15 protein-coding genes are annotated in these 19391 nt (G+C 45.8%); 9 read left to right on the top strand and 6 right to left on the bottom strand.

What is annotated here, in order from left to right; genetic code table 11:
* Positions 1–234 precede the first annotated feature (234 nt).
* The 3 genes from CHA6605_RS01355 to groL all read left to right on the top strand — a co-directional run bounded on the left by CHA6605_RS01355 (position 235) and on the right by groL (position 3031).
* On the top strand, positions 235–936 hold the full coding sequence (locus tag CHA6605_RS01355) for a GntR family transcriptional regulator (RefSeq protein ID WP_015157757.1): 702 nt from the start codon (positions 235–237) through the stop codon (positions 934–936).
* 88 nt (positions 937–1024) lie between these two features.
* Entirely contained in the window at positions 1025–1336 is a 312-nt protein-coding gene (groES, locus tag CHA6605_RS01350; protein WP_015157756.1) for a co-chaperone GroES, read from the top strand.
* Between the two features lie 54 nt (positions 1337–1390).
* Positions 1391–3031: a chaperonin GroEL gene (groL, locus tag CHA6605_RS01345; RefSeq protein WP_015157755.1), complete on the top strand. Its 1641-nt coding sequence runs from the start codon at positions 1391–1393 to the stop codon at positions 3029–3031.
* 224 nt (positions 3032–3255) lie between these two features.
* Here groL and CHA6605_RS01340 read toward each other — a convergent pair whose 3' ends face one another.
* The 3 genes from CHA6605_RS01340 to CHA6605_RS01330 form a co-directional block, all read right to left on the bottom strand.
* Entirely contained in the window at positions 3256–3987 is a 732-nt protein-coding gene (locus CHA6605_RS01340; RefSeq protein ID WP_015157754.1) for an S-layer homology domain-containing protein, read from the bottom strand.
* An 81-nt stretch (positions 3988–4068) separates the two neighbouring features.
* Positions 4069–4626, bottom strand: coding sequence for a hypothetical protein (locus CHA6605_RS01335; RefSeq protein ID WP_015157753.1), 558 nt, complete (start codon positions 4624–4626; stop codon positions 4069–4071).
* Positions 4627–4911: 285 nt separating this feature from the next.
* Complete coding sequence (locus tag CHA6605_RS01330) at positions 4912–5676, bottom strand: cobalt-precorrin-6A reductase (protein WP_015157752.1); 765 nt, start codon at positions 5674–5676, stop codon at positions 4912–4914.
* A 70-nt stretch (positions 5677–5746) separates the two neighbouring features.
* On the opposite strand from CHA6605_RS01330, the gene CHA6605_RS01325 reads away from it, so the two are divergent.
* Positions 5747–6232 (top strand): glutathione peroxidase, encoded by a 486-nt coding sequence (locus CHA6605_RS01325; protein WP_015157751.1) that lies wholly within the window; start codon positions 5747–5749, stop codon positions 6230–6232.
* Between the two features lie 213 nt (positions 6233–6445).
* On the opposite strand, the gene carB is transcribed toward CHA6605_RS01325, so the two are convergent.
* Together carB and CHA6605_RS33480 are read right to left on the bottom strand one after the other, a co-directional pair.
* Positions 6446–9703, bottom strand: coding sequence for a carbamoyl-phosphate synthase large subunit (carB, locus tag CHA6605_RS01320; protein WP_015157750.1), 3258 nt, complete (start codon positions 9701–9703; stop codon positions 6446–6448).
* Between the two features lie 249 nt (positions 9704–9952).
* Positions 9953–10096 carry a hypothetical protein gene (locus tag CHA6605_RS33480; RefSeq protein ID WP_157259709.1) on the bottom strand — a complete coding sequence of 48 codons (144 nt, stop codon included), beginning with the start codon at positions 10094–10096 and terminating at the stop codon, positions 9953–9955.
* Positions 10097–10483: 387 nt separating this feature from the next.
* Here CHA6605_RS33480 and CHA6605_RS01315 point away from each other — a divergent pair, with 387 nt between their 5' ends.
* Both CHA6605_RS01315 and CHA6605_RS01310 read left to right on the top strand, forming a co-directional pair.
* Positions 10484–11014: a hypothetical protein gene (locus CHA6605_RS01315; RefSeq protein ID WP_015157749.1), complete on the top strand. Its 531-nt coding sequence runs from the start codon at positions 10484–10486 to the stop codon at positions 11012–11014.
* Between the two features lie 476 nt (positions 11015–11490).
* The gene (locus tag CHA6605_RS01310) at positions 11491–12627 is read left to right on the top strand and encodes an ISAs1 family transposase (RefSeq protein WP_015157748.1); all 1137 of its coding nucleotides are present in this window, start codon (positions 11491–11493) and stop codon (positions 12625–12627) included.
* A gap of 193 nt (positions 12628–12820) precedes the next feature.
* On the opposite strand, the gene CHA6605_RS01305 is transcribed toward CHA6605_RS01310, so the two are convergent.
* Positions 12821–15175: an ATP-binding protein gene (locus tag CHA6605_RS01305; protein ID WP_015157747.1), complete on the bottom strand. Its 2355-nt coding sequence runs from the start codon at positions 15173–15175 to the stop codon at positions 12821–12823.
* Between the two features lie 390 nt (positions 15176–15565).
* Between CHA6605_RS01305 and CHA6605_RS01300 the strand changes: the two genes are divergently transcribed.
* From CHA6605_RS01300 to CHA6605_RS01290, 3 genes are all read left to right on the top strand, one after another.
* Positions 15566–16930: a histidine phosphatase family protein gene (locus CHA6605_RS01300; protein WP_015157746.1), complete on the top strand. Its 1365-nt coding sequence runs from the start codon at positions 15566–15568 to the stop codon at positions 16928–16930.
* A 10-nt stretch (positions 16931–16940) separates the two neighbouring features.
* Entirely contained in the window at positions 16941–18248 is a 1308-nt protein-coding gene (locus tag CHA6605_RS01295; protein ID WP_015157745.1) for a dihydroorotase, read from the top strand.
* Positions 18249–18569: 321 nt separating this feature from the next.
* Positions 18570–19256, top strand: coding sequence for a hypothetical protein (locus tag CHA6605_RS01290; RefSeq protein WP_015157744.1), 687 nt, complete (start codon positions 18570–18572; stop codon positions 19254–19256).
* The last annotated feature ends 135 nt before the right edge of the window (positions 19257–19391 follow it).

The raw sequence follows: 19391 nt of genomic DNA, 5'->3' as shown, positions 1-19391 counted from the left end.
ATTAGCTCCGCAATGAGAATCGATCTGTTAGGTTGAGTAGAGCAGCGAGTCAGCGAGACAAGACAAGACAAGACAAGACAACGCGTTGGCGTAGCCTCTGGGAACGAGAAAACCCAACACACTCAACCTTCAATCCAAAATCGTCAATCCAAAATCCAAAATCGAATAATGTTACCGAACTTGTTTTGAATTGTGACTTCCATCTAAAATCATCAATCTGAAATTCAAAATCGAATGGCTTTACCTTTACATTTGGCAATTTCCGAGCAATTGCGGGATCGGATTCTTAGTGGTGATTATTGCTCTGGAGATCGGTTGCCAAGCGAGCATCAGTTGATGGCTGAGTTTGAGGTGAGTCGGATTACGGCTAGACGGGCGATTTCTAATTTGACTCAACAAGGTTTAGTGACAGTTAAAAGAGGTAAAGGGGTATTTGTGGCTACTCAACAAAAAGTCACTTACTCGCTGTCCAATCCCATGGTATTTTTGGAAGCAGATCTCGATCGCCATGGTGTGACAGTTGGCATCCAAACATTGGTGTTTGAAGCGGTGACGGTGCCGAGTGAAGTGGCGGCGATCTTGAAATGTTCGATCGCCCATCTACAAAAGAAGATCTTGTTATTTAATGGGATTCATGGCTGTGTGGATGTTACCTATATTCTACCGGAGTTGGGTGCGGCTTATGAGTCTGAGTTACGGCAGCAAATGACATTTACCACCTTGGAGCGACATGGCATTACGATTGATAAGATCGATGCGACGATCTCCTGTACTCAGGCAGATTACGAAACCAGCGAACAGTTGGATGTAACCTTAGGGCATCCATTAATTGTGTATCGACATACCGCTTATACCGAAGACAATTGCGCGATCGTGCATGGTGAGTCGATTTCGCGGGGCGATCGCTTTTGCTATTCAGCCCAGATTGTGCGGTAACCCGTACTCCAGCCTTGCTTGCCATGCCATACCACAGTCGGCTAAATTAGCACTCAGCAGTTGAGAGTGCTAAAAACTCATAAAACATATGGCATCAGTATCGTTAACAGTATCCACAGTTAAGCCTTTGGCCGATCGCGTCTTCGTAAAAGTCAGCGCATCTGAAGAAAAAACCGCTGGTGGTATCCTTCTTCCTGACACCGCTAAAGAAAAGCCCCAAATTGGTGAAGTAGTCCAAGTTGGCCCTGGCAAACGTAATGATGATGGTACTCGTCAAGAGCCTGAAATCAAAATCGGCGATAAAGTTCTGTATTCCAAATACGCTGGTACCGACGTGAAGCTCGGCGGCGACGAATACGTCCTGTTATCTGAAAAAGACATCTTAGCAGTAGTCGGCTAATCAGTGTCACTTGTCACTAACGAATAACCCTCTACACTTCTAAATTTAAAGATTATGGCAAAGCGAATTATATACAACGAAAATGCTCGTCGCGCGTTGGAACGTGGGATGGACATTTTAGCTGAAGCGGTAGCAGTTACCCTCGGCCCTAAAGGTCGGAACGTCGTCTTAGAGAAGAAATTTGGCGCACCCCAAATCGTTAACGATGGTGTCACCATTGCTAAAGAAATCGAACTCGAAGATAACGTCGAAAATACTGGTGTAGCCTTGATTCGTCAAGCGGCATCCAAAACTAACGATGCGGCTGGTGATGGTACTACTACAGCTACCGTACTCGCTCACGCGATCGTCAAAGAAGGCTTGCGCAACGTGGCTGCTGGTGCCAATGCGATCGCCCTCAAACGCGGTATCGACAAAGCAACTGGATTTCTGGTTGATAAAATCGCGGCTCATGCCAAACCTGTAGAAGATTCCAAGGCGATCGCGCAAGTAGCTTCCATCTCGGCTGGTAACGACAACGAAGTCGGCGAAATGATTGCTAACGCAATGGATAAAGTCGGTAAAGAAGGCGTTATCTCTCTAGAAGAAGGTAAGTCCATGACTACCGAACTAGAAATCACTGAAGGGATGCGCTTTGACAAAGGCTATATCTCGCCTTACTTTGCGACAGACATGGAGCGGATGGAAGCAGTTCTCGAACAGCCCTACATCCTGATTACCGACAAGAAAATCAACTTGGTACAAGATTTAGTTCCCATCTTGGAGCAAGTCGCTCGTTCCGGTCGTCCATTGCTGATTTTAGCTGAAGACATTGAGAAAGAAGCTCTAGCTACCTTGGTAGTCAACCGTCTGCGTGGTGTCTTGAACGTTGCCGCAGTTAAAGCTCCTGGTTTCGGCGATCGCCGTAAAGCGATGCTCGAAGATATTGCTGTCTTGACTGGCGGTCAACTAGTTACCGAAGATGCTGGTTTGAAACTAGATGCTACTAAACTAGAATCTCTGGGTCAAGCTCGTCGCATCACGATTACCAAAGATAGCACCACGATCGTTGCTGAAGGCAATGAAGCGACTGTCAAATCGCGTTGCGAACAAATCCGTCGTCAAATGGAAGAAAGCGATTCTTCTTATGACAAAGAGAAGCTCCAAGAGCGTCTGGCTAAGTTAGCTGGTGGTGTGGCTGTCATCAAAGTTGGTGCTGCTACCGAAACCGAAATGAAAGACCGCAAACTACGTCTCGAAGATGCGATCAACGCAACTAAAGCCGCAGTTGAAGAAGGTATCGTTCCTGGTGGTGGTACGATCTTGGCTCACCTATCTCCCGAACTCGAAACTTGGGCTACTGCTAACCTCAAAGATGAGGAGCTAACTGGTGCTCTAATCGTGACTCGTGCTCTCTCCGCTCCGCTCAAACGGATTGCAGAAAACGCTGGTCAAAATGGTGCCATTATCGCCGAACGCGTCAAAGAAAAATCCTTTGATGTTGGCTACAATGCTGCAACTAACGAGTTCGTAGACATGTTTGAAGCTGGTATCGTCGATCCTGCGAAAGTAACTCGTTCGGCTCTACAAAATGCCGCTTCGATCGCCGCTATGATCCTCACTACTGAGTGCATCATCGTCGATAAACCAGAGCCAAAAGACGGCGGTGCTGGTGCTGGCGGCCCGATGGGTGCTGGCGACTATGGCGATTACTAAGCACTAACTTTCAATAATTTTTAGAGTAGGAACCTACTCGATCGATAGCTATCTCCAGATGGGGATGGCTATTTTTTAGATTTAATATCGCTCGCGAAGCTATTCTCTCAACAGACCTGGCAAATAACTATTTGATTGAATCAAAGCCACTCTAATTACATTATGTCGATGATTAAATCGATTGTATTGTTTTGAATGTATCGAATATCACCATTCTATTTAACTTACTTTGGTAATGCGCCTAATCTTGTATTAATGTCATCAAGTGCATCATTGAATTTGATAACAAATTGACCTCGATTGATGGGTTGCTTATTGGAATAATTAAGATTGGTTTTTTTGCCAATTTTGAAAACTCCATCTAGCCAATCTTGTACTTCTTTTTCAGTAACTGGCCGATCCAGTCGAAGCCTACCGTCACGATCGGCAAAATTAACGCCATAGCGTTCGGTTAGAGATTTAACCGCTTTAAAGTAAGGACTCGATGGAGTCAAGTCTTTGAGTTGAGCAACCGATTTTAACTTTAAATTATTTGCCGAAAATCGTTTGTAAGCACCTTGATAACCTCGGTACTTATTATTAGTTTGTTCATTTAATAGTGTTACTAACTCATCGATTCGCTCTAAACCTTCATTCAAAAAAAGTGCGAACTGTCCGCGTGAGAGCGGAATTTCTGAATGAAAGTTGCCGTCTTTATATACTACAAGTATCCGATATCTCTCTGTTAGAGACTGCAATGCCATAAAATGATTGTCAGTTGGTTGGACATCTTTGAACTGGTTGACACTCGTAATCGTTGGCTTGGTGTCAAAATCGATGCGCTCGGCTAAATGCAGACTCGATTTAACTACTGAATTGGGAATGTTAGCAACAGCAGGTTGAATCACATTGATTTTCAGAACTAATGTGACGATCGCAATCGCCGACAACCTAAAAATTTTGGATAAATAATGCATGTTTGCGACTCTGCGGAAATAGGGGAACAATTAAACAGGGGAGCTAGCGATCGAGTAAATGATTTGAGGTCAGATTTGGAATTACCTTGCGTAAATACCACACGGCGACCAGACGGCGGCTGCACCGCCTGTAATGCCGATTGGCAGGAGCTGAAAATCGATAGGCTTACCATTAATCTGGAGTGCGACATCAGTTGCCGTGACCTCTAAGCCCTGCTGGGAGAAAGGTAGCGGTGCGCCGATCTCCCGCTCGATCTTCGTGGCATTGCCCAAATTACTAAACTCGACTTCTATGTCGTAACCAGGAATGAGGATATGTGCCGACACCGACTTAGGCAAATGGGCAGAATCGATGATAATTCTAGCCTCAAGTGTTGGCGCACCAGCAAACGGAGTATCGGCAAAAATGTGGGGTGCAAAGTAATTACCCACCAACAGATTGGTAGAGACAAAACCCATAAACAGCGGTGGTTGTTGCGGATCGGGTTGAAACAAAACCATCCCTGATGGCGCAGAACCGACTGGTGTATGTACGATCCGGGCAACGTGAACGATCAAATTTGGGACATCGGAGTCCGGCATCGTCGAACCGACTAAATCTACACCACCTTCCCAGGACATCCAGTTACTAACGGTCATATATTTTCGTTTGTAGGTAGGTTAATGTTTTGCTCCTCAAGATTAACCTCTGGGAACGATTTATGTTAACCCCACAAAGTCATTAATTCTTAGAAAATAGGCACTATATAAGTAAGTAGGTGCAATTATTTATCAAATAGATTATGCCTGAAACCTAGATGGTGGGCACTGCCCACCCTACGCGGTATTTTATATTTAATTGTGCCCATCTACTTAGTAAAGAAATATGTTCTTCTCTGAGCGATCGGCGCAGCTATAGAGCATCTTTAACAAGATCGCCATTGATTACAGTCGCTGCTGCAACCACTCGATCGCACCTGCTACATCTGCAACCAGTTCGCCATCAGGTACGATCGGACGTTGTACCATTACCACTGGTAAACTCAACTCCCGCGCGGCAATAATTTTGGCATAAGTAGCATCGCCGCCGCTATTTTTACTGACGATCGCTTGAATTTGATACTCTTTAAATAATTGACGTTCTGCTTCGAGATTAAATGGCCCTCGATCGAGTAATAATTTGCCCGGTGGTAATGGGATACTCGGATCGGGCGGATCGATCGATCTCATCAAACACCAGCGATCTGTCAGATTGGCAAATGGGGCGAGTTGTTGTCTGCCGATCGTTACAAAGATTCGCTCTGCGCTAGCTGGAATCGCCGCTATCGCCGCTTCGATACTCTCCACCTCAATCCAATTATCTTCAGGCGAACGCGTCCACGCGGGGCGCACGAGCATCAATCGGGGCATCCCCACCTCAGTCGCGGCATTTGCCACATGCCAAGAAATTTGCGCCGCAAATGGGTGGGTAGCATCGATAATGAGATCGATTTTCTCTGTCTGCAAATAGTCTATCAAACCAGCTTCGCCGCCAAAGCCACCGATTCGCACCGAGCCGGAAATCGAGTTCGGTTCGCGAGTTCTGCCCGCGAGAGTGGTAATTACTTCTAACCCTGGTAGATCGTTGGCGAAGCCTCTCTGCAAGAGAATCGCGCGTTTGGCTAATTGCAGTGCATCTCCAGTTCCCCCGACAATGACAAGTCGTTTCATCGCGCCTAGCAAGTTTGAGATACTTCCATAATAATAAGTAAGTCAGTATTTACAAATTGCAAAAATTCTTATGTCATCAACTGTTTACGACTTTTCTGCTACCAGCATTGAAGGTCAACCCATCGAGATGAGTACTTATCGCGACAAAGTTTTGCTGATTGTCAATACCGCCAGTCAGTGTGGTTATACCCCTCAATATAAAGGTTTGCAAGAGTTGCAGGATAAATATGCTAGCAAAGAATTTGCAGTATTAGGTTTTCCTTGCAACCAATTCGGACAACAAGAGCCAGGTAGCGCGCAGGATATTCAGTCTTTTTGCGAAACCAGATATGGCGTATCTTTTCCGTTATTTCAAAAGGTCGATGTCAATGGTGCCAGTGCTCATCCACTGTTTAAGTATTTAGAGAAAGCCGCACCAGGAATTTTAGGAACAGAAGCGATCGAATGGAATTTTACCAAGTTTTTGGTCGATGGTAGTGGAAAGGTTGTCAAACGCTATGGCTCAAATACCGATCCGAAGGATATTGCTAAAGATATCGAAGCACTGTTGGGGTAAGAAACACAACAGTTAACACCTCTATACATTTAGCCATAAGGGTTACCCCCTGTGGCTACCCTGGGCTGTTAAACTGTCTTACCTTGTCTGGCTGCTTGGTGCGCTGTGAGGACGATCGTGAGGATTGTGACTCACCCTACCCTTCTCTTCGAGATGCTACGCGTTGACGTAGGGTCTCGAAAAGAAGGGAATTTTTTAGGGACGATCGATTATTTAACGACCGAGGCCGATGTAGTCTTGGAGGGCTTTGACTTCTAGGGGGTGCGATTGGAGGGCGGCGATGGCGGCGGCGGTGGCTTTGGCTCCAGCGATCGTGGTGACCATGCCGATCTTGTAGACTAATGCCGTGCGGCGGATGAGTTTGCCGTCGGCTTGGGCTTCTTCACCAGAGGGGGTGTTGATAATTAGTTGAATTTGGCCGTTTTTAATGATATCGACGACATTGGGGCGACCTTCGTGGAGTTTGAGGACTGACTCGACGACTAAGCCGTGTTCCTCCAAGACTTTTTTGGTACCGGATGTGGCGATAATTTTGAAGCCCAGAGCGATCAGATCGCGAGCTACGGGGACGACGGCGATTTTATCGCGATCGCTAGTGGAGATAAAGACTTTGCCCGTGAGGGGTAATTTTTGTCCGGCGGCGAGTTCGGCTTTGGCGTATGCGCGTCCGAATTCGACATCGATGCCCATGACTTCGCCTGTCGATCGCATTTCTGGCCCCAAAATTGTATCGGTACCTGGAAATCTGTCGAAGGGTAAGACGGCTTCTTTGACGGCAATGTGGGTCGGAATCACTTCGGCGGTATAGTCCAAGCTAGTGAGGGTTTCGCCAGACATAATCCGTGCGGCATAACCTGCGAGCGGTACGCCTGTGGCTTTGGCGACGAAGGGGACGGTGCGCGAGGCGCGGGGATTGGCTTCGATGATGTATACTCGATCGCCTTGAACGGCGAATTGGATATTCATCAAGCCGATGACTTTGAGAGATCGAGCCAGTTGTACCGTCCACTGGCGAATTGTCGCGATCGTATTGTCAGAGAGCGAGACATAAGGTAACGAACAGGCAGAATCTCCTGAGTGAATTCCAGCTTGCTCGATGTGCTCCATAATGCCGCCGATGACGACGTGCCCAGATGCGTCCGCAATGGCGTCTACATCGACTTCTATGGCATTCTCTAAGAACTTATCGATTAAAATGGGGTGATCGGGTTCTACCTGCACCGCATAGGTCATATAGCGTTCGAGTTCGGTGTCGGAATAGACGATTTCCATCGCGCGTCCGCCGAGGACGTATGAGGGGCGGACGACGACGGGATAGCCGATCCGATTGGCAACCAAGAGGGCGTCATCATAATCGCGCGCCATGCCGTTGGCGGGCTGTTGGATGTCTAATTGGCGCAAGACTAGCTCGAACCGTTCTCGATCTTCGGCCATATCGATCGAATCGGGACTAGTCCCCCAAATTTTGGTCTGGACGCCGTTGGGTTCGTTGGCTTGGGCGGTTAAATATGATTGGAGCGGTACGGCTAATTTGAGCGGAGTTTGGCCGCCGAATTGGATGATAATTCCTTCTGGCTGCTCGGCTTCGATGATATTTAAGACGTCTTCTTTGGTTAGCGGCTCGAAATATAAGCGATCGCTGGTGTCATAATCGGTAGAAACGGTTTCAGGATTAGAATTGACCATGATCGTTTCAAATCCCTGCTTGCTGAGTGCGTAGGCAGCATGACAGCAACAGTAGTCGAATTCGATCCCTTGGCCGATCCGATTGGGGCCGCCGCCAAGGATCATTACTTTGCGACGGGTGGAAGGGATGACTTCGGTTTCTTCTTCGTAGGTGGAGTAGTAATAAGGCGTCTCGGCTTCAAATTCGGCGGCGCAGGTATCGACTAATTTGTAAGCGGGAACTACGCCCAACGATTTACGATAGGTGCGGACGATATCTTCGGTAGTTTTGGTGGCATAAGCAATCTGTCGATCGCTAAAACCTTGCCGTTTGATATCCCATAATTGCGGTTTGGTAAGCGATGTTAATTGTTGGGTTTTGAGGAAGGATTCGGTGGTGAGGATATCTTGCATTTTATCTAGGAACCACGGATCGACTCCCGTCAGCTCATAGATGTCTTCTACAGACAGCTTCAGTTGCATGGCATGGCGGATGCTAAAGATCCGATCGGGTGTCGGAGTTCGCAGCATCGAACGGACTTGTTCGATCGAGGGTAACGATTCATCGCGATCGCAACCCCAGCCAAATCGACCGATTTCGAGCGAGCGTAAGGCTTTTTGAAATGACTCTTGGAATGTCCGTCCGATTGCCATGGCTTCGCCGACGGACTTCATTTGAGTGGTCAGTGTTTGCGAAGAACCCGCAAATTTTTCAAAGGCGAACCGAGGGATTTTGGTCACCACATAGTCGATCGTCGGCTCGAAGGAAGCGGGTGTTTTTTTAGTAATATCGTTGGGAATTTCGTCGAGAGTATAACCTACCGCTAATTTAGCCGCAAATTTGGCGATCGGGAATCCGGTAGCCTTAGATGCTAATGCCGAAGAACGACTGACGCGGGGATTCATCTCGATGACGATAAACTCACCCGTGTGGGGATGTACCGCAAACTGAATATTAGAACCCCCCGTCTCGACGCCAATTTCGCGAATGATTTTAATCGAAGCATCCCGCAGCCGCTGATATTCTTTGTCCGTCAGCGTTTGCGCGGGAGCGACGGTAATCGAATCGCCTGTATGAATCCCCATCGGATCGATATTCTCGATCGAACAAATAATTACCACATTATCCGCTAGATCCCTCATCACCTCTAGCTCGTACTCCTTCCAACCCAGCAGCGATTTTTCGACCAAAATCTGGTCTACAGGTGAAGCATCTAGTCCGGTATGTACGATCGCTTCAAATTCTTCTTGATTGTAAGCAATCCCACCTCCGGCACCCCCAAGGGTAAATGCGGGGCGAATAATCAGCGGATACGTCCCAATCTGTTTGGCAACTTCTCGAGCCTCTAGCAGGCTGGTAGCGATACCTGACGGACAAACTGGCACCCCGATCCTCGCCATCGCTTCCTTAAATAACAACCGATCTTCGGCCATTTCGATCGCGGGTAATTTCGCACCGATCAATTCTACGCCATATTTATCCAGTACTCCAGATTTGGACAGACTCACGGCAATATTTAAAGCTGTCTGTCCCCCCATCGTTGGTAGCAGAGCGTCGGGACGCTCTTTAATAATTACTTTTTCGACCAACTCTGGGGTTAACGGTTCGATATAGGTGCGATCTGCTGTATCTGGATCGGTCATAATGGTCGCCGGATTGGAGTTGACCAAAATGACGTAATAACCTTCTTCGCGAAGTGCTTTACAAGCCTGAGTGCCAGAGTAGTCAAATTCACACCCTTGTCCGATCGCGATCGGTCCAGAACCTAAGAGTAAGATTTTGTGTATGTCAGTCCGGCGCGGCATAGGGTTATGGGTGGATGGGTGGATGGGTGGATGGGGATGTGTTAGAGGGTAGTGATGAGAAGTTAGTGGTTAATTATGAATTCCGATCTATCTTAAGGGGTTTTAGGTCACTTCGTGGCAAATTTAATAACCTCAAATATGGAGCGCGATTTCCAGTAGCTCAACTATCTACCCCTCAAACTAGCAAAACTGTTCCTTGATATACCAAACATTTTTCGCGATCGGAGGTAGTAAAAAAAGAGGATCGTCTCATACCAATTCTTTAAGCTTCGACTCCACATCCCTTCTACTCTCTGTCTCGAAGCTTGCGCGCCGCTTAGGCGGCGGTCGATCGTAGCCGTCAGGAAACAAAGGCGTGCGCGAATCGCTAACCTCTACTCTCTCTGCTGCCATCTGTAGCCCTACTCAAGCGAATTGGTCTCAAATTAAGTTTGGGGAAAGCTGTTGCGATCGAGTTTAAATCGGGAACTATAGCATGGGGTAGAAACTGTCAAAGCGCGCACACTCCACCGCGTAATTTGTTAATGGCTAGATCCCGACATCAATTTGGTGCTGCATCTCCACGAACATTCCTATTTTTACGACCGAACCTAAGTAATTAAGTTCAATTAAATATAAAAGAGCCACCGTACAGAAAACATTGCTGTTGTTGGAGGTGAGTTTTGAAGCTCAACCTAGATAGACTTTATATTTAATTTTGCCTACGTACTTAGATTTTTAGCACGAATCCAAACCTACGTTTTTTCCGAACATCTTCACCTTAACCTGCACCTAAACTTTATGACAATTCTCGATCGAGAGTTCGACAGATTGGCTCAATCTGTCCATCAAACTTTGACTACTCATCAACAACAACTTCAACAGCAACAAGCACAAATTAAGTCGCTCACACAGCTCTTAAATTCTTGCCGCAATACCACAGTAGAGCCGCATTCTCTGAGTGCGATCGATCGGTTGACAGAGTTACTCGATCTCCATCAACAAGGTAACGATCGAGTGTGCGATATTCTAACAACGCTTACTCAAGCTAAAGATGCCCCAATTTTGACGATCGATAGTCAGGGTGAAATTGCCACTACTCTAAAATTAGAGCTAGCACAATTAGCACAGCGATTGAGTGTCGAACCATTAAAGTTATCAAGAGCGGCTCACCGCGTAGGTGAGTGGTCGAAATTGATGGCGGCGCATCTCGATACTGACGGTTATCAGTGGCAGTTCCCCGGCTTTAAACGCGGTTTTTATCACAATCGTCACTTGCAAATTATCGGCACCAAACCCGTCACTCTTGCCGCAGGTTCTGCGCTCAATTAAGATAACCTAAGTTTTTCCGCTCAGGCTATGCTAACGGGATCGGAGATGCCTGGAGACTAGAAGTCTCGGCTGATGTTGCAAAGTCCGCCTACGCGGACTAGTTAATCAGTCCGCGTAGGCGGACTTTACAACATCAGCTCCGATTTTAATCGGCAGCGATACTGTCGAAATTTTCTGAAAGCTGGGAGCGATTTGCGCACGCCTTTGTTTCCCGACGGTTACGAGCGAGCGAGACAGTGGGGGGCGGGCGAGGACAATTAAATGACTAACAGCTTATCAATTATCGATTAAATCTCTTCCCGTATCCTACTTTCGACACCGCTAAGGAGCAGGGTGAACGCACTTAAATCTTATATTATTAAAAACACTTAGAAACTAGATGTAAATTTGATTCATCAAAGATGTGAAATCTATACCCGTCGATAGCTTTAGCTAATTAATTGTGTTAAGTTGATTTGGAACTAATATCATGTAAAATGAAGCTGAAGCCTAAGCATAGTATCGCAGAACACTTTGACGACATAGAAGACATTAGGATTGAACGTGGAAAAAAACATAAACTAATCGACATCATCACGATCTCCATTTGTGCTGTAGTATGTGGGGCGGACGGATGGATAGATATAGAAATGTATGGTATAGCCAGAAAAAAATGGTTAGAAAAGTTCCTAGAACTACCGAATGGAATCCCATCTCATGATACATTTGCTAGAGTATTTTCACAAATTAATCCTGATGAATTTAATAAATCATTCCTGAGTTGGATTAAAGGAATAAGTAAAATAACCGCAGGAGAAATAATTGCCTTTGATGGAAAACAATCTCGAAACTCAGGAGATGAAAAGAATGGTCAAGGTGTAATTAATACAGTCAGTGCCTGGGCTGCAAGTAATAGATTAGTATTAGGTCAAAAGAAAGTAGAAGGAAAATCTAATGAAATCACAGCACTTCCCGAACTGATTCAAATCTTGGATTTAGCAGGATGTATCGTTACCATCGACGCAATGGGATGTCAAAGAGAAATAGTCAAAAAAATCGTCGAAAAAGATGCAGATTATGTAATTGCTGTAAAAAAGAATCAACCGACCTTGTACAAACAAGTAAAGCAGCTATTTAAACAAGCAATTGAAACTCAGGGAAAAGACCTCAACCTGAGTAGCTTCAACAGTAGAGAGATGAATAGAGGTAGAGAAGAAATTCGTAATTATTTAATGATAACAGATGTTGCGGAGCAAATAGATCCACTGCAAAAATGGAAAAAGTTAACTAGTATTGGCATGGTAGAATCAGTTCGAGTTGTCGGCGGAAAGACGAGTGTAGAAACTCGTTATTTTATCAGTAGTCTAGAGAGCGATGCTCAAAAATTAGCAGAGGGAATTAGAAGTCATTGGTCGATAGAAAATTCTCTTCACTGGGTGCTTGATGTTGCTTTTAAAGAAGATGATAGTCGAATTAGGAAAGATAATGCTCCAGCTAATTTTGCGATTTTACGACATATAGCAGTTAACATAATTAGTGAAAATAAAAGTCGAAAGTTAAGTGTTAGAAGTAAGAGATTCTTGGCGACACTTGACGAAGAATATTCAACTGAACTTTTAGAAGCTATTTTGTAATTTATTTGCACTAATTAATCTCGGCTTGACTAATGAGTTGGTCGAGCTTTCTGCTACACTAAATTAAATTAATCGGATCTCATGTTTGATTTTAGTTTCAATTGGCATTGTAATAAGTGCAATTAGTTAGTAAGTACGATTGAGTTAGCTATTCTAGTTTTGATCGATCGAATTACACCCGATTTTGATGCGTTCACCCTGCGCTAAGGAGCTTAGTAATTTTCCGTAGTAAATGTTCGGGATTTACTTGCTTCCATAAATAGTCATCGATATATTTCTTACTAATCGGACTGACAATCTCGTCTTCAGTCGCGATCGCCAAAATTTTAGTATCGCCAATTTTACTCGATCGCCGAATATTATCGAGTAATCGATCGACGATGTTCGCATTTAGTGCCAAATCGATAATTAATAAATTTGGCTCGAACATCGAGATTTGTCGAAATGAAGATTCCGCCGATAATAACCAAGTTACTTGATATCTCGCAGCCGTGAGAATATCGCACATAAATGTGGCTAAATCTTCATCATGCTCGATTAAAATAATTCGGTTGGGAATGGGGTTGAGTTCGGGATCTTGGAATGCTAATTTACGATCCATTTCCTGCCAATTATTGCGTTCGGGAATTGGTAGCGGTTGTGCGGCTAAGCGGACGGTAAAAGTCGAGCCAGAACCCAGCACCGATTCGACTTCGATCGAACCGCCATGGAGTTCGACTAGTTGTTGAGTAATTGCTAATCCCAATCCCATGCCACCATAGTCGCGATCGAAATTGCGATCGAGTTGATGAAATTTCTTAAACAAGCGGGGAATTTGTTCGGCTTCAATCCCAATTCCGCTATCTTCAATTTCAAATACCACAAAGCCATCTTCCAACCAAGCCCTAATTACGATCGTGCCATTATCGGGGGTGAATTTAATGGCGTTGGTTAAAATATTTAATAGAATTTGCCGCACCCGTTTGGCATCGCCGCGAAACCGCAGATCTCGACCATTGAGTGGCAAACTGTTATTATTGATGATTTCAACTTGAATATCGATTTTGGCATAATCGGCTTTGGGCTTGACGATTTCGACTACTTGTTCGATTTGTTTAGATATATAGAACTCACCTATTTTTAGAAAAGTTTTACCGACTTCTAGTTTGTAAAAATCTAAAATATCATCGATTAATTCTGATAGATGTTCGCCACTATTATGAATGATATTGAGATAATTTTGTTGTCGCTCGTTAAGATTGAGTAAGGGTAGCCGCAATAGCGTCGCCGATAAACCCAAAATACTCGTCAGGGGAGTGCGTAGTTCGTGACTTAGGAGGGCTAGAAAATCAGTTTTGGATTGATTTGCTGTTTGGGCAACGAGGACGGCATCTCTTAGCTCTCTAGTGCGTTCGTTAACTCGCCGTTCGAGATTTTGGTTATGCCAAAGACTCGCGGCATATAACTCCGCACGATCGATTGCTAGGGCTAAATGTTCGGCTACCTTTTGCAAGAATTGCGTTTCTCGGACTTGCCAATGGCGTGGAGAGTGGCATTGATGCGCGATTAATAAACCCCATAATTGAGTATTAACCACGATCGGTACTACTAATTTAGATTGGATTTGCGATCGCTCCATCAAGTCCAACATACATCGATCGGCAGCATATTCTCGATCGACATTATCGATCGATTTAGTCATGCCATCTCGATACTTTTGCCATAATTGACGATCGTTGAAGCAATCTTCGCGTTCTGAAACGTTTAAGACAGATTGAAGATTGACAGTTCCGATCGACTCATAAGCGACTTTTCCGCCGCTACGAGCGGTCTCAAAATCTTTGGTATTAGCTTTCTTATCAAATTCAAATTGATAGATAATTAGGCGATCTGCATGTAAAAAGGTTTGTACCTGTTCGACTGCCGATTGCAGCGTGGCAGCCAGATCGAATGTTTGATAGATTTGGGTAATAATCTGATTGAGTAGATTAGCTTGAGCTACTTGTTGTTGAAGATCGATCTCGCGGCGATCGAATGCAATGCTGGCTGGTTCTTGCCGATCGGTTACCTGCGATGTCACTGAGGGTAAATCTGAGGATAGCGAAAAGCTGGCAGATTTTTGGCTGTGGGCAATTGCCAACACGCTCGCACTCATTTGGGCAAAATGGTTTTCTAGATAGCGATCGTTGACAAAATTTGGCTCGGTAATTAACGGTAATGTTGCGGGCAGATTTGGAATTAAGGGCTTGAGAAACTGTTCGATCTCAGTTGCCAAAAAAGTAATCTCGATCTCGACCTGCTCTGGTTCCGAATCCAGCACTATGGTGCCAATGAGTAAAGCTTGAAACCGCTCCGAGCAAAGCAGGATAAATCGGGGTAAATTTTCCAGCAAATCTACACTCGTATCGGGTATTTCTTGATTCGCCAAGCTACCCTCGAGCAAATCTGCATTGGTCGCACAGCAAATGGTAGATCCGAGCATCTGTGCCATTTGTTGCCACAAATCAAGTAAGGTCTCAAAGGTATGGAGAGTGTAACAACCACCGATAGTTGAGGTCAAATTAGACATTTGCGAAGCTGACGATACTGAGGGGAATCGATCTAAGCACGAGACTCGATAAAAACGAAGAAATAATTAAAATATCAGCCGAAAGTGTCGATCGGGAAAAATACTCGATTGGCAGCGATCGGTTGACTATTGCTCTAAACTCTGAGATGGTGCAATAGTAAAGCATCTGCAATGGTATTTAATTTTAGCCTATTCAGTTAACTAGCTACTAGTTTAGCCCGATCTACAGTGTTTTGAAGCAATACACAATGTACATCATTGCAATCGTTACGTCAAAGTGGGCTTTAGGCTTTAGATAGTCGATAGTGGAGAGTACCGACAACTTAATCCTGTCAATCCTTTAATCCTCAAATCCTGATAAAATTAGTCAGCTAGTAGAGGACAAGACCTTTGAGTACGCGAGTTATCATTTTACGACACGGACAGAGTAGCTATAACAGTCAAGGACGCATTCAAGGGCGCAGCGATTTATCGATTCTGACCGATCGGGGTGTCGAAGATGCTAGGCTTACAGGCGAAGCATTTCAAGGCTTAAATTTTGACAAGGTTTACTGTAGCCCCCTGCAACGCGCGCAGCAGACAGCAACCACCGTGCTGACTAATTTAGGACAACTCGATCGACTCCAAGCTGACAATCGATTATTAGAAATCGATCTGCCACTGTGGGAGACGATGTTCAATCAGGAAGTGCGTGAAAAATACGCCGAGCAATATCAAGCTTGGAAACAATGCCCCCACCAGTTAAAAATGTCTCTGCCGCAAGCTGATGGCAGCAAGCGCGAGTTCTTCCCCGTGTTGGCTTTGTACGAGCAAGCTGCAAACTTTTGGCAAGAAATCCTCCCGCAGCATCAGGGACAAACGATCTTAATCGTGGCGCACAACGGCATCAATCGCGCTTTAATTAGTACGGCATTGGGCATCAAACCGGAGATGTATCACAGCATCCAGCAGTCGAATTGCGGCATCTCTGTCCTGAATTTTAGTGGGAATTGGGGCGATTCTCCAGAGGAGCAGCAGAGCCGACGAGTACAGTTGGAATCGCTCAATCAAACCAATCATCTCGGTCAAAAATTACCCACCCTGCGCCCCAATAATCAAGGGCCGCGCTTTTTGTTGGTGCGTCATGGCGAAACCGATTGGAATCGAGCTGGCAAATTTCAAGGCCAAATCGATGTGCCGCTCAACGAATTCGGACGCAAACAAGCCAGTCTAGCCGCTGAATTTTTAAAAACCATCCACATCGACTTTGGATTCACCAGTTCGATGTTACGTCCGAAAGAAACCGCCCAAATTATCCTTCAAGATCGCAACATTACCTTGGTTGAGGATGCAAATTTGCGCGAGATCGGACACGGACTCTGGGAAGGCAAATATGAAGCCGAAATTAAGGCAGCATATCCCGGCGAACTCGAACGGTGGCACACTCACCCCGAATCCGTGCAAATGCCTGAAGGTGAAAATCTCCAGGACGTCTGGAATCGGGCAACGGCAGCATGGCAACAAATTCTCGCGCAGGTGGGTAACCAATCCCAAACTGGCATCGTCGTCGCTCACGATGCGACCAACAAGGTGTTACTGTGTTATCTGCTGGGACTCGGTTTAGCCGATATCTGGAAGATCAAGCAAGGGAATGGTGCGGTTACGGTCATCGATTATCCAGAGGGCATAGAGGGTCAACCCGTAATTCAAGCTCTCAATCTTACCAGTTATCTCTCAGGCGGCATTCTCGATCGAACTGCTGCTGGTGCATTGTAGTAGGATCGTAATGAATCAATTATTTCAACAGATTAGAATCTTCGCGCCTACTAGTGTCAGCGAGGACAGCAGCTCCCCGCCATCGTCAGGATCTGCGGCACGGCTGGACGAACGAGTGGCCGATATTCTAGTTATCGATGGGATTATGCAGGAAGTTGTCACCACCACTCAACTTCCTAACGATCTAAATATTACTCGTGCCGAACACCTGCTCCTCGCCCCAGGCTTGGTAGACTTATACAGCCACAGCGGTACGCCAGGACATGAAGAACGCGAATCGCTCGCCTCTTTGCTCGCATCTGCCCAAGCGGGCGGTTTTGTCTCGGTCAATATTCTCCCCGATACTTTACCCGCACTCGATCGATCTAGCAGTATTATCAGTCTCGATCGAGAATACCGTCAAGTCGCCGATCGCATTCCCAATTGTCCCCAACTCGCTTATTGGGGCGCGCTCACTGAGGGCGTAGAGGGTAAAACAATGACAGAATTGGCCGAATTAGCGACTACTAATATTACAGGTTGGGCCGATGGACACGCCATTGCCAATCCCGCGCTCGTCCGCCGCCTGCTCGAATATCTCCAACCCTGCCACCGCCCGATCGGATTGTACGCCCTCGATCGTCAATTACGCGGTAATGGCGTCGCCAGAGCGGGCGTAGCTGCACTCAGATACGGTTTGCCCGTCGATCCCGTCAGTAGTGAAACCGCAGCCCTTGCAGCAACGATCGAAATTATCGCCGATATTGGCACCCCCGTACATCTAATGCGAATTTCGACCCGTCGTGGCGTCGAGATCGTCGCCGCCGCCAAACAGCGCGGCGTCCCGATTACCGCTAGCACCACCTGGTTGCATCTGCTAGCCGATACCAGCGATGTTGCCACATATAACCCCAATTTTAAACTCGATCCACCTTTAGGCACTGCTGACGACCGTTTAGCCCTAATTGAGGGGATAAAAACTGGGGCGATCGACGCGATCGCCATCGACCATCATGCCTATACTTACGAGGAAAAAACCGTAGCCTTTGGCGAAGCTCCACCCGGGGCGATCGGGTTACAATTGGCCTTACCGATACTGTGGCAACAGCTAGTAGTTCCGGGTACGTTATCGGCACGCGAGTTATGGACGGCACTAAGTATCAATCCAGCTCAGTGTCTGCATCAGTTCCCACCCACTCAATTCATCCTCTTCGATCCACAAGCAGCTTGGACGGTGACTAAAACCAGTCTCAAGTCACTCTCCCATAATACGGCATGGCTGGGTCGCGAAATTATCGGCAAAGTCAGTTGCGAGTACTCTGGAGCAACTTTTCGGTAAAGGGTGGATGGGTGGATGAGTGGATAGTGGATAGTGGATAGGCAAGAGCGGGTAGATCGATTGCGGATTGTGGATTGCAGATTGAGAATAAGACACTCCCAGTCCCCTTGTCTCCTCCTCTCCCCCGCTCCCCGCTCCCCCCTCCTAACTTAAGTAAAATATCGAAAATTAAATAGCTAAACGTATAAATTTAGCGATCGAGGTATAGGTAGATAGTAGAGGTTTCCATACAAATAGCCAATGGTTTAATCGATGGCAAAATGTTAGACTCAGTGAATCGCATTCACTTTTGATGTGGTATAAAGTGTGGAGTCTAAAATCATGTTAAAACAATCTGTTTCGTTATTAGTGTTAACACTATCTTTAGGTAGTTTAGCTAGTTGCAGTAAAAATGTTGCTGACAAGCCTGTAGATACAGTTAAATCGGCTCCGACTGGTGCGATGACTGCTACAAAATCAGCAACTACTGTTGCGCCCGCTACTAACAAACCAGCAACTGCTGGTGCTTTGGCGGTGATTCCAGCCGGAATTACGATCGATACCGATTTGCAACAAGAACTATCTAGTGGTAAAAATCGCGATAACGATCGATTTGTAATTAAAGTTAAAAATGGTTCTGTCGGTAAATATCCAGCCTTGAAAGATGCCACGATCGAAGGACATTTAGAAAAGGTTACTAAAGCGACTAAAGGTAAGAAAGCTCAAATGAATTTAGCTTTCGACCAGCTCAAACTTAAAAATGGCGATCTTTTGCCGATCGATGCAGCATTAGTAAATACCAAAGTTGAAACTAAAACTAAAGGACAATTTATCAAAAATGCCGGAATTATTTTAGGTGGCACGATCGCGGGTAACTTTATCGGCGATAAGACTAAATTCAAACATGGTAAACTCGCAGGTGCTGCTGCCGCGACGGCGTTTGTCCTATCGAGTCCCGGTGGCGAGGTAGTGTTGAAAAAAGGCACCGATCTTCAGCTCAAACTCAAGTCTGCTGTCGATCCCAACTAATCGCAAATGAAAAATGTTAGGGTAGGGGCAATATCTTGATGCTACCCTAACATTTTGAGGGTCGATCTCGATCGACCAACGACCCAAGTCTTAAATATCAAAAACCCAATCGGTTATCGCCGATCGCTTTGGCTG

Origin of the sequence: Chamaesiphon minutus PCC 6605 (assembly GCF_000317145.1) — a bacterium.
GTDB lineage: Bacteria > Cyanobacteriota > Cyanobacteriia > Cyanobacteriales > Chamaesiphonaceae > Chamaesiphon > Chamaesiphon minutus.
This window is presented reverse-complemented; position numbering and strand designations above follow the sequence as displayed.